The sequence below is a fragment of the Amycolatopsis granulosa genome, assembly GCF_011758745.1.
GTDB classification, from domain to species: Bacteria; Actinomycetota; Actinomycetes; order Mycobacteriales; family Pseudonocardiaceae; genus Amycolatopsis_E; species Amycolatopsis_E granulosa.
Genome location: NZ_JAANOV010000001.1, coordinates 3,826,823 through 3,837,749, shown reverse-complemented (window position 1 = coordinate 3,837,749; position 10,927 = coordinate 3,826,823). Strand labels below are relative to the sequence as shown.

At 70.5% G+C, this 10,927-nt stretch carries 11 protein-coding genes; 6 read left to right on the top strand and 5 right to left on the bottom strand.

Annotation, left to right across the window (positions count from 1 at the left end):
* Positions 1-17 precede the first annotated feature (17 nt).
* Entirely contained in the window at positions 18-464 is a 447-nt protein-coding gene (locus FHX45_RS18805) for a MarR family winged helix-turn-helix transcriptional regulator (RefSeq protein WP_208407279.1), read from the top strand.
* A 68-nt stretch (positions 465-532) separates the two neighbouring features.
* The gene (locus FHX45_RS18800; RefSeq protein WP_167103559.1) at positions 533-916 is read left to right on the top strand and encodes a VOC family protein; all 384 of its coding nucleotides are present in this window, start codon (positions 533-535) and stop codon (positions 914-916) included.
* Positions 917-1,164: 248 nt separating this feature from the next.
* Here the strand turns inward: FHX45_RS18800 and FHX45_RS18795 are convergent, their stop codons facing one another.
* The 4 genes from FHX45_RS18795 to boxC are packed head-to-tail and all read right to left on the bottom strand — an operon-like array spanning position 1,165 to position 6,637.
* Positions 1,165-2,022 (bottom strand): amidohydrolase family protein, encoded by an 858-nt coding sequence (locus tag FHX45_RS18795; RefSeq protein ID WP_167103556.1) that lies wholly within the window; start codon positions 2,020-2,022, stop codon positions 1,165-1,167.
* Positions 2,019-3,581, bottom strand: coding sequence for a benzoate-CoA ligase family protein (locus FHX45_RS18790; RefSeq protein ID WP_167103553.1), 1,563 nt, complete (start codon positions 3,579-3,581; stop codon positions 2,019-2,021). The genes FHX45_RS18795 and FHX45_RS18790 overlap by 4 nt, the downstream gene beginning before the upstream one ends.
* Before the next feature lie 19 nt (positions 3,582-3,600).
* Positions 3,601-5,019 (bottom strand): benzoyl-CoA 2,3-epoxidase subunit BoxB, encoded by a 1,419-nt coding sequence (gene boxB / locus FHX45_RS18785; protein WP_167103550.1) that lies wholly within the window; start codon positions 5,017-5,019, stop codon positions 3,601-3,603.
* Position 5,020: 1 nt separating this feature from the next.
* A complete protein-coding gene (boxC, locus tag FHX45_RS18780) occupies positions 5,021-6,637 on the bottom strand; it encodes a 2,3-epoxybenzoyl-CoA dihydrolase (protein ID WP_167103547.1) in 1,617 nt (538 codons plus the stop codon).
* Positions 6,638-6,713: 76 nt separating this feature from the next.
* Between boxC and ilvD the strand changes: the two genes are divergently transcribed.
* The 4 genes from ilvD to FHX45_RS18760 are packed head-to-tail and all read left to right on the top strand — an operon-like array spanning position 6,714 to position 10,398.
* A complete protein-coding gene (ilvD, locus tag FHX45_RS18775) occupies positions 6,714-8,381 on the top strand; it encodes a dihydroxy-acid dehydratase (RefSeq protein WP_167103544.1) in 1,668 nt (555 codons plus the stop codon).
* Positions 8,382-8,440: 59 nt separating this feature from the next.
* On the top strand, positions 8,441-8,824 hold the full coding sequence (locus FHX45_RS18770; protein ID WP_167103541.1) for a cupin domain-containing protein: 384 nt from the start codon (positions 8,441-8,443) through the stop codon (positions 8,822-8,824).
* Positions 8,825-8,863: 39 nt separating this feature from the next.
* On the top strand, positions 8,864-9,517 hold the full coding sequence (locus FHX45_RS18765; RefSeq protein WP_167103538.1) for a TetR family transcriptional regulator: 654 nt from the start codon (positions 8,864-8,866) through the stop codon (positions 9,515-9,517).
* Entirely contained in the window at positions 9,514-10,398 is an 885-nt protein-coding gene (locus tag FHX45_RS18760) for a TIGR03564 family F420-dependent LLM class oxidoreductase (protein ID WP_167103535.1), read from the top strand. The genes FHX45_RS18765 and FHX45_RS18760 overlap by 4 nt, the downstream gene beginning before the upstream one ends.
* On the opposite strand, the gene FHX45_RS18755 is transcribed toward FHX45_RS18760, so the two are convergent.
* The gene (locus tag FHX45_RS18755; RefSeq protein ID WP_167103532.1) at positions 10,395-10,880 is read right to left on the bottom strand and encodes a hypothetical protein; all 486 of its coding nucleotides are present in this window, start codon (positions 10,878-10,880) and stop codon (positions 10,395-10,397) included. The two genes, FHX45_RS18760 and FHX45_RS18755, sit on opposite strands and share 4 nt — an antisense overlap.
* Between the last annotated feature and the right edge of the window lie 47 nt (positions 10,881-10,927).

Genomic DNA, 10,927 nt, shown 5'->3' with positions numbered 1-10,927 from the left:
ACAGTCACGGGGTGACCATGCCCGGCGACGACGAGATCGTGACCTGGTGGGGCCTCGTCATCGAGGGGTACCTCGCCACACAGGATCGACTCATGGACGAGATCGCCGAGCGGTTCGGTCTGGCGCCGGCGCCGTTCGACATCCTGCTCCGGCTGGTGCGCACGCCCGGCCACCGCATGCCGATGACGCGGCTGGCCACCGAGGCGGCGCTGTCCAGCGGCGGATTCACCAAGGTGGCCGACCGCCTCACCGCCGCCGGTCTGATCACCCGCCAACCGAGCCCGGACGACCGGCGCGTGACGTTCGCCTGCCTCACCGAGCACGGGCGCGAGGTCGCGGAGAAGGCGCGCCAGGCGTGCGCCGAGATCCTCCGGCGACGCGTGCTGGAGCCGCTGGGACCGGAGGCGTCGCAGGCACTGGCCGACGCGATGCGCACCCTGCGCGAAGTGAACGGCACCAGCTGACACCCCCGTTGCCCCCGCCAGTCCCGAGGCGCACCATGAATGCTCTCGTCGCTGGAGAAGGAGGCGACATGCTCACCACGTCCACCATCACCCACATGCTCCCCGCGCAGGACACCGAACGGGCACGGCACTACTACGGTGACCAGCTCGGCCTGCGGCAGACCGAAACCGGCCCCGACGGGACCTGCTTCTTCGAGGCCGGCTCCGGTCACGTGATCGGCCTGCGGCCGCTGCCGGACACCAAACCGAGCGAGAACACCGCACTGAGCTTCGAGGTCGGTGACATCGCGTCCGAAGTGCGCGACCTGGAATCCCGCGGCGTGCACTTCGCCGACTTCGACTCCGGCGACCTGCGCACCCAGGACCACATCGCCACGATGGGCAACGAAAAGGCCGCCTGGTTCACCGACTCCGAAGGCAACGTCCTCTGCCTGCACCAGGTCATGCGCTGAGCAACAACGGCCGGGCACCGAACAACCCGGCGCCTGGCCGGTTGACTGCGTCGCGTGCGGCGGTGAGACAGCCCGGCCTCCGGACGGTTCCGTCCCGTTGCCGCCACGCGGCGATGCAGCACCGGGACGGTGGCGGGTTTCGGGAGCACCTGCACTACGGCAGTGCCACCCGGAACGACAAACACGGCGCCCGGATCGGCAAAGATGCCGCTGCGACGTGTTTGCTGCTCGACGCACCGGGTTGGCGGTCAGATCCCCAGGCCCGGGAACAGCTTCGCGGCGTTGCCGGCCAGCACGTCCCGCATCACGGCCTCCGGCAGGCCCAGCTCGGCCAGCGCCTGGACGTTCCGGCGCGTGCCGGGGACGCCCGGCCAGTCCGTGCCGAACACGAACCGGCCGGCGAGCCGGGTGAAGTCGAACCGCGCGTAGTACTCGGGCAGCTTCCTCGGTGGCAGGCCGGCGAGGTCGAGCCACACGTTGTCGCGTGTCAGGGCCAGGAACGCGGCCACGTCGTACCACCACCCGCGGCCGCCGTGGGCGAACACGAACGGCACCGACGGGAAGTCCTCGACGACGTCGGACATCAGCTCCGGGTTGCCGAAGCTCGCACGGGCACCGGGAAAGCTGCTCGTGCCCGAGTGGATGATCACCGGCACCCCGCGCTCGGCACACACGTGGTACGCCGCGTACAGCTCCTTGTCCCCCGGCGAGAACGCGCCGTGCACCGGGTGGATCTTCAGCGCCACCGCACCGAGGTCGAGCTGCCGCTCCACCTCGGCCGCCACCGGGTGGTGCAGGTACGGGTTCACGTTCGCCACCAGGCGGAACCGCTCCGGGTTGTGCTCGACGATCGGCAGGTTGTCCTCGATCGGCTGGATCCCGGTCGCGCGCGGGCTGTACTCGCAGAACAACAGTGCCCGGTCGACCCCTTCGGATTCGAACAGGGCGTCCAGCCGCTCGGGCACGACGTTTCCCCCGGTGTCGTAGACCGAGCGCCAGTCGTGCGGCCCGGAGAACTGCTCGGCCCACTCCAGCCATGCCGGTTTCAGCGTGCTCAGCCGCGGCGGGTGGACGTGCGCGTCCACCACGGTGTAGCCGTCGATCACGTGAGCGCCCCCGGCCGCAGCGAGTCCCGCACCAGCTCGCGGATCACGTTCCGGCGGATCTTGCCGGTCGCGGTCTTCGGCAGCTCCGCGACCGCGACCACGGCACGCGGCCGTTTGAACGCGGCGAGCCCCTCCCGGCAGAAGTCGATCAGCGCATCCGGATCCACCTCGTGGCCGGCGGCGGGCACCACGCACGCCACCGGCTTCTCGATGCCGTCCGAGCCGGGCGCCGCCACCACCGCCACCTCGGCCACGTCCGGGTGCTGGAGCAACCGCTGCTCGACCTCCGCGGGCGACACCCAGATGCCGCCCGCCTTGAGCATGTCGTCGAACCGGCCCAGGCAGGTGTAGGTGCCGTCGGGATTGCGCACGTAGCTGTCCCCCGTCCGCAGCCATTCGCCCTGGAACACGTGCTTGGACGTCTCGTACCGGCTCCAGTAGCCGAACGCGGTCGACGGCCCGCGCACGTACAGTTCCCCCGGCTGCCCGGCGCTGTCGATCAGCCTGCCGAGCGGGTCACGGATCTCCAGCTCGTACCCGGGGACCGCGAACCCGGTGGTGCCGGGCACCACCTCGCCCGGCCGGTTGGACAGGAAGATGTGCAGCGCCTCGGTCGATCCGATGCCGTCCAGGATCTCCACCCCGAACCTGGCGAGGAACCGTTCGTAGATCACCGCCGGCAGCGGCTCGCCCGCGGAAACCGCCTGCCGCACCGACGAAAACGTGTCGGCCGGCAGGTCCGCGGCCAGCAGCGCGGAGTAGAACGTCGGCACGCCGAAGAACAACGTCGGCCGCTCGGTGCGCACCCGGTCGGCCACCAGCTGCGGTGTCGGCCGTCCCGGTTCGAACACCGTGCTCGCCCCGGCCGACAGCGGGAAGAACGCGGAATTGCCGATGCCGTAGGCGAAGAACAGCTTCGCGACCGAGAAGCACCGGTCCTCCGGCCGGATGCCGAGCACCTGGCGGCCGTAGGTCTCGCACACCGCGCGGATGCTCGCGTGGCGGTGCATCGCACCTTTCGGCTGCCCGGTCGTGCCGGAGGTGTACAACCACAGCGCGGGTGAATCCGCCCAGGTGGCGTAGGTTTCCCGGGGGCCCGCGGTCGACAGCCGGGTCCAGTCGTGTGTGGACACCCGGGAGAACGATGCCGGGTCCGCGCGGTCCAGGACCACGTCGGTGACCTCCGGCGCCAGCTCGACCGCCTCCTTCGCGGCCGCGGTGAACTCGCCCGACACGCACAGCACGCGCGCCCGCGAATCCGCGAGCACCCGGCCCAGCTCCGGCCCGGTGACCATGGTCGACACCGGCACCGGCACCGCGCCGGCGCACATCGCGCCGAGGATGCCGGTGAGCATTTCGATGCCGTCGACCATGCACAGCATGACCCGCTCCTCCGGCCGCACGCCGATGTCCGCGAGCCCGCCGGCGACGCGGTGCACCGCGTCGGAGAGCTCGGCGTAGGTCAGCGTGCGAGCGGCCGTGACGACCGCGGTGCGGGCGCCGTCACCGTCCCGGACGTGCCGGTCGACCAGGTAGTCCGCGGCGTTGAACTCGGCCATCGCGCCCGCCCTTCGCAGGTCACAGGTACACGTACTCGTAGTCGAACGGCTTGCCGTTGATGCCCTGCCGCGGCGGCGCGACCCAGCTCGCGATCTTGCCGCGCTCGTACACCGGGTGCATGAGCGACCGGACGAACGCGAGGTCCTCGCTGGTCGGCAGCCAGCGCTTGCGGTTGCGTTCCCAGGTCGCCTCGTCCACGATCGTCCCGTCCGGCGTGATGTGGTGGCCGGAGTTTATTCCGACCTTGCGGTTGAAACCAGGGTGCGGCAAGCGGAACCGAAAGTCGATGCCGGCGTCGGTGAGAATCTTGTTCCACCGTTTGACGCCGGATTCGCAGTCGGCGATGTACTCCCGGCGCAGGTCGAGGTTGAGCAGCAGGATCTTCTGCATCTCCTCGCTGGTCCAGGTGCCGTCCGGCTGCGGCTTGTCCAGGGTCGCCGCGTCGTCGGTCAGCTGGTGGTCGTCCTTGCGGCGGGTCTCCATCCACCGGCCCTTGAGCCCCGCGGTGTAGTAGTTGGCGGCGTTGGTCGATGTCTCGCTGCCGAACAGGTCCAGCGACACGGTGTAGTGGAAGTTCAGGTAGCGCTGGATGATGTCCAGCGGGATACCGCCGTGCGCGGCGATGTCCATGGTGTCGTGCTCGCGGATCAGCTCGGCGCTGCGCATCACCACCCGGTCGACACCGGTGGTGCCGACGAACATGTGGTGCGCCTCCTCCTTGAGCATGAACTCGCAGGTGCGCGACAGCGGGTCGAACGCCGACTCCTTGAGCGTGCCCAGCTGGTACTTGCCGTCCCGGTCGGTGAAGTAGGTGAACATGTAGAACGCGAGCCAGTCCGCGGTCTCCTCGTTGAACGCGCCGAGGATGCGCGGCGTGTCGGGGCTGCCGGAGTTGCGGTACAGCAACCCCTCCGCCTCCTCGCGGCCCTCCTTGCCGAAGTAGGCGTGCAGCAGGTAGACCATCGCCCACAGGTGACGGCCCTCCTCCACGTTGACCTGGAAGAGGTTGCGCAGGTCGTACAGGCTCGGCGCGGACAGGCCGAGCAGCTTCTGCTGCTCCACCGACGCCGGTTCGGTGTCGCCCTGGATCACGATCAGCCGTTGCAGGTCGGCCCGGTACTCGCCGGGAACCTGCTGCCAGGCCGGCTCGCCCTGGTGCTCGCCGAAGGCGATCCGGCGGTCCGGGTCGCGCTCGGCCAGGAAGATGCCCCAGCGGTAGTCCTGCGGCACGACGTGGTCGAAGTGCGCCCAGCCCTCGCGGCCGACGCTGACCGCGGTGCGCAGGTACACCCCCTGCGTCTCCAGCGCCGGGCCCATCTCGGCCCACCAGTGCATGAACTTCGGCTGCCAGCCCTCCAGCGCCCGCTGCAGGCGCCGGTTGTCGGACAGCTCCACGTTGTTCGGGATCTTGGCGTCGTAGTCGATCCTGGTCGGCATTTCACACCCGCTTGCGATCGTAGGAAGCCTTCTGGCCGGTGCCGTAGCGGCGCAGCGCGCCGTCCGGGCCGGAGGCGTTCGGTCTCGTGAAGATCCAGTTCTGCCAGGCCGTCAGGCGGCCGAAGATCTTGGTTTCGATTGTTTCCGGGCCGACGAACCGGTGGTTGGCCTCCATGCCGGTCAGGGCGTCCGGCGACAGCGCCGCCCGGCCTTCCAGCACGATCCGGATCTCGTCCGGCCAGTCGATGTCGTCCGGGGCCTCGGTGACCAGGCCCAGCTCGACCGCTTCGCTCGCGGACAGCGGCCGCTCGCGTTCCCGCTTGAGCCGGTCGAGGTGGTCGTGATCGCCGTAGAACCTCGACTCCAGCCGGGACAGCCCGTTGCCCATCGGGAAGGCGCCGAAGTTGGCCTCGGACAGCACCAGGAACGCGCGCTCGTCGCTGTCCTCGTCGTCGATCGGCGGACCGTCCAACATGTACTGCCGGTCGCAGGCCAGCGCCAGCTCCAGCAGTACCCCGGCGAAGCAGCTGCCCGGTTCGATCAGCGCGATCAGGCTGCGGCTGGTGACGTCGAGCCGTTTCAGCGTGCGTTTGTAGTAGTGCAGGATCTCGTTGGACAGCCAGTCCGTCCCGGTGAGCACCTCCCGCTCGGCGGCGAGCACCGCGTCCGGGTCGCCTTCGGTCCGCACGACCCAGGTGCCGAGCTCGGGTTCGTTGGTCCGCAGCCGGAGGATGAGGTCGTCCAGCTCGCGGGTCATCGCCAGCAGCCAGCCGTCGCCCCGCGGTCCGCGGACCGTGATCGTGACGACGCCGGTGTCCCGGTCCAGCTCGGCGGTCACGTGCGGGTAGGCGATGCGGTCGCCGGTCACCTCGCGTTCCAGCGGTTCGAGCACGATGCCCTGCGCATCGGCCGGCCGGGTGCTGGACGCGGCCAGCTCGCGGGCGCGCTGCTCCACGACGGCACGGAAGTCCTGTCGCGGAACCAGCTCGTCGACCAGCCGCCACTCGACGGCCGTGCGCCCCTTGACGCCGTCCGGGCGGGTGGCGAACACGTCGGCGCGGTCCTTGCGGACGCGGCGCTTGTCGGTGACCCGGGTCAGCCCGCCGGTGCCGGGCAGCACGCCGAGCAGCGGCACCTCGGGCAACGCCACGGTCGAGGAGTTGTCGTCGACCAGCAGGATCTTCTCGCAGGCCAGTGCGAGCTCGTAGCCGCCGCCTGCGCAGCTGCCGTTGACCGCGGCGAGGTAGATCTGGCCGGAGTTCTCGGTGGCGTCCTCGATGCCGTTACGGGTCTCGTTGGTGAACTTGCAGAAGTTCACCTTCCACTCGTGCGCGGAGCCGGCGAGCATCCGGATGTTGGCCCCGGCGCAGAAGACCTTGTCCTTGGCGCTGGTCAGGATCACGGCGCGCACCTCGGGGTGCTCGAAGCGCAGCCGCTGGACGGCGTCGTAGAGCTCGATGTCGACGCCCAGGTCGTAGGAGTTGAGCTTGAGCTCGTACCCCGGCACGAGCCCGCCGTGCTCGTCGACGTCCATTTCGAGCCAGGCGATCGGCGGCTCGATCCGCAACCGCCAGTGCCGGTAGTCCTCGGGCCCTCGATCGAATGACACCGTCGTCATGGCCTTGATTCTCGACAAATTCTTCTCGGTCGTCAATGTTGTGTAGAGATTGGATCTCGGGCCTAAGGTGCTCAACATGGCTGACCTCAAACCGCGGTCCCGGGACGTGACGGACGGGCTCGAGCGCGCGGCGGCGCGCGGCATGCTGCGTGCGGTGGGAATGGGCGACGAGGACTTCGCCAAACCCCAGATCGGCATCGCCTCGTCATGGAACGAGATAACACCGTGCAACCTGTCCCTGCAACGGCTGGCGCAGGCGAGCAAGCAGGGGGTGCACGCGGGCGGCGGCTTCCCGATGGAGTTCGGCACGATCTCGGTCAGCGACGGCATCAGCATGGGCCACGAGGGCATGCACTTCTCGCTGGTGTCGCGGGAGATCATCGCCGACTCGGTGGAAACCGTGATGGAAGCCGAGCGGCTGGACGGCGCGGTCCTGCTGGCCGGCTGCGACAAGAGCTTGCCCGGCATGCTGATGGCCGCGGCGCGCCTGGACGTGGCGGCGGTGTTCCTCTACGCCGGATCGATCCTGCCGGGCACCGTCGACGGCCGCGAGGTGACGATCATCGACGCGTTCGAGGCCGTCGGTGCGTGTGCGCGCGGGCTGATCTCGCGCGAGGAGGTCGACAAGATCGAGCGCGCGATCTGCCCCGGTGAGGGCGCGTGCGGCGGCATGTACACGGCGAACACGATGGCGTGCGCGGCCGAGGCGCTGGGCATGTCACTGCCCGGGTCGGCCAGCCCGCCGTCGGTGGACCGGCGGCGCGACCGGTTCGCGCGGGAGAGCGGCGAGGCCGTCGTCGGGATGCTCGGCGCGGGGATCACCGCCCGGGACGTGCTGACCCGGGAGGCGTTCGAGAACGCGATCGCCGTGGTGATGGCGCTCGGCGGGTCGACCAACGCGGTGCTGCACCTGCTGGCCATCGCACACGAGGCCGAGGTGGAGCTGACGCTGGACGACTTCACCCGGATCGGTGACCGCGTGCCGCACCTGGCCGACGTCAAGCCGTTCGGGCGGCACGTGATGACGGCGGTGGACCGGGTCGGTGGCGTCCCGGTGGTGATGAAAGCACTGCTCGACGCGGGGCTGCTGAACGGCGACTGCCTCACCGTCACCGGCAAGACGGTGGCCGAGAACCTGGCCGAGCTGGCGCCACCCGAACTGGACGGCGAGGTCGTGCGGAAGCTGTCCAACCCCATCCACCCGACCGGCGGACTGACGATCCTGCACGGCAGCCTCGCCCCGGAGGGTGCGGTGGTGAAGAGCGCCGGGTTCGACTCGTCCCGGTTCGAGGGCCGGGCACGCGTGTTCGACGGGGAGCAGGCGGCGATGGACGCGCTGCCGACGCTGCAACCCGGGGACGTGGTGGTGATCCGCTACGAGGGGCCGCGCGGCGGGCCCGGGATGCGGGAGATGCTGGCCGTGACCGGCGCGATCAAGGGCGCGGGGCTGGGCAAGGAGGTCCTGTTGCTCACCGACGGCCGCTTCTCCGGCGGAACCACCGGGTTGTGCATCGGGCACGTCGCACCGGAAGCCGCGCACGGCGGGCCGATCGCCTTCGTCCGCGACGGCGACCCGATCGTCCTCGACATGGAGGCCAGGACGCTCGACCTGGGCATCACCCCCGAGGAGCTGGCGGAGCGCCGGACCGGCTGGCAGATGCCGGAGCCGCCCCGGCGCACCGGGGTGCTGGCCAAGTACGCGCGCCTGGTGGGCTCCGCGGCGCAGGGCGCCATCTGCGGCTGAGCCGTGGCCGGCCCGGCGACGAGTCGCTGCGACCGGGCGAGTGATCCTACGGTGGACCGGTGACCCCGTTCACCACCACGCACGTCGGGGACAGCACCGAGGTCACCGCCCCCGACGGGTCCGCGGTCCGCCCGCTGTGCGCGCTGCCCGGGGTGGCGAGTTTCGCCCACTTCGCGCTCGCCCCCGGGCAGGTCTCGCGGGCCGTCGAGCACGCCACCGTCGAGGAGATCTGGTACGTCGTCGCCGGGCGCGGCCGCCTCTGGCGCGGGCAAGGCGCCCGAGGCGAGATCACCGAGCTGGTGCCGGGGGTGTGCCTGACGATCCCCCTCGGCACGACGTTCCAGTTCCGCGCGGGCCCGCACGGCCTGGCGGTGGTCGCGGCTACCGCACCACCGTGGCCCGGTACGCCCGGTGAGGCCATCCCGGCGACCGGCCCGTGGTGACTGTTGACTGAAATTCGAATTCAGTCATAAGGTTACTGCGTGGATCGACAGGAGCGGGCGGAACGCATCCTCGACGTGGCCGGCGGCCTGCTGCTGCGCTGGGGCTACCAGAAGGTCACGATCGACGACGTGGCCGAGCGGGCCGGTATCGGCAAGGGCACCGTCTACCTGCACTGGAAGTCGCGGCAGGACCTGTTCCACGCGGTGTTCCGGCGCGAGCTGGCCGCGGCCTCCGACGAGCTGGTGGCCGCCATCCGCGCGGACCCGCGCACGGTTCTGCTGCACGAGCTGACCCGCGTCAACTTCGAGTCGGTCACCGGCCGTCCCCTGCTGCGGGCGCTGGTGCGCGCCGACCCCGCCGTGCTCGGCAAGCTCGCCCGCGACCGGACGCAGTCGCGGCACGACGAAGCCCTCGCCGATTACCTGCGGCTGCTCACCGAGCACGACCTGGTCCGCACCGACCTGCCGCTCGACCAACTCGGCTACGCCTGGCACGCCACCCTCGAAGGCTTCTTCCTGTCCCCGCCGCACCCGGACGCCGCGGACCTGGTCGCCGCGACCGTGCGCGGCGCCTTCGAACCGCGGACAGAACCGGACCCGGCTCTGCTGGCCGAGCTCGCACCCCAGGTCGCCGACCTGTTCGCCAAGATCGGGAACCAGCACCGCGCCGCCTACCACGGGAGAAAATCATGAGGATCGGCCTGATGGTCGACGACTCGGGCAAGACCATCGACGACATCGTCGCGGCGGCACGCTCCGGACTGCCCGCCCTGTGGCTGGGCCAGCGGTTCGGCTGGGACCCGCTGACCGCGCTGGCCGTCGCCGGTCAGGAGGTGCCCGGCGTCGAACTCGGCACCGCGATCGTCCCGACCTGGCCGCAGCACCCGATCAAGCTGGCCGTGCAGGCACTGAGCACCCAAGCGGTCACCGGCAACCGGCTCAGCCTCGGCGTGGGGCTCAGCCACCCGGCGATGATCGAGGACGGATACGGCCTCTCCTACGACAGGCCGGCACGGCACCTGCGTGAGTACCTGAGTGCCCTGGGCCCGTTGCTGCGCGGCGAATCCATTGCCTATCGGGGGGAAACGCTGGCAGCGCAGGGGCGAGTCGACGTCGCCGGCGCGAAGCCGCCCGCGTTGCTGGTGTCCGCGCTCGGCGACCTGACCTTGCGTGTCGCGGGTGAGCTGGCGGACGGGACGATCACCACCTGGGCCGGGCCGCGCGCGCTCGGCGAGCACATCGTCCCGAAGATCACCAAGGCCGCGGCGGGGCGCGCGGAGCCACGCGTGATCGCCGGCGTGATCGTGGCGGTGACCGACGATCCCGGCTCGATCCGGGCGTGGGTCGCGCGTGAGTACGGCATCGCCGCGTCGCTGCCCGCGTATCGCGCGATCCTCGACCGGGAGGGGGTGCGGGAGGTCGCGGACACCGTCGTCACCGGCGACGAAGCCACCGTCGAGCGAGAACTCCGGCGCCACCTGGACGCCGGAGCCACCGAGTTCGCCGCCGCCCTCGTCGGGTCACCGGCGGAACAGGCTCGCACACTGGAGCTGCTGCGGAGCTTGAACTCCTAGTACCGGTCGGTCGTGTACGGGGCGCCGCTTTCCAGGCTGGGGCTGACCCGCGGGTCGCGGCCCTCCTGTCCCGGCACCGGCGAGACGACCGGGTCGTTCAGCGAGTGGTCCGCCGGGCGCTGCGCCGGCGCGTTCATCCGCGTGTTGATCTGCTCGACCACCTGCTCCTCGCGCTGCCGCGCCAGCACGGCGATGGTGATGCCGTGAGCCAGCGCCAGGACCAGCAGGAACACCCCGATGCGTCCCACGATGGCCGTCGCCGAGGTGCCGCCGGGGAAGCCGATCGTCGAGATGAGCGCGAGCACGCCCAGCGTCGCGATGTGGAACAGCACCGCGACCAGCCGGGCCATCGACGCCCCGGATTCCGATTCGCCCTGCCCGTTCGCCAGGTACCGCTTCCCGCTGTGGTAGACGAACTGGCCGTCGATCATGACGATGAGCGCCCCCACCACCAGGAAGGCCACATAGGCGTTCGTGTCCATGCCGAGCTCCTCTCCTCACCGAGTGTGGAGTACCCGTCACGCTTCCG

Coding starts and splice junctions, on each gene's coding strand:
- FHX45_RS18805 (WP_208407279.1), top strand. CDS start 18: ATGCCCGGCGACGACGAGATCGTGACCTGGTGGGGCCTCGTCATCGAG.
- FHX45_RS18800 (WP_167103559.1), top strand. CDS start 533: ATGCTCACCACGTCCACCATCACCCACATGCTCCCCGCGCAGGACACC.
- FHX45_RS18790 (WP_167103553.1), bottom strand. CDS start 3,581: ATGGCCGAGTTCAACGCCGCGGACTACCTGGTCGACCGGCACGTCCGG.
- boxB (WP_167103550.1), bottom strand. CDS start 5,019: ATGCCGACCAGGATCGACTACGACGCCAAGATCCCGAACAACGTGGAG.
- boxC (WP_167103547.1), bottom strand. CDS start 6,637: ATGACGACGGTGTCATTCGATCGAGGGCCCGAGGACTACCGGCACTGG.
- ilvD (WP_167103544.1), top strand. CDS start 6,714: ATGGCTGACCTCAAACCGCGGTCCCGGGACGTGACGGACGGGCTCGAG.
- FHX45_RS18760 (WP_167103535.1), top strand. CDS start 9,514: ATGAGGATCGGCCTGATGGTCGACGACTCGGGCAAGACCATCGACGAC.
- FHX45_RS18755 (WP_167103532.1), bottom strand. CDS start 10,880: ATGGACACGAACGCCTATGTGGCCTTCCTGGTGGTGGGGGCGCTCATC.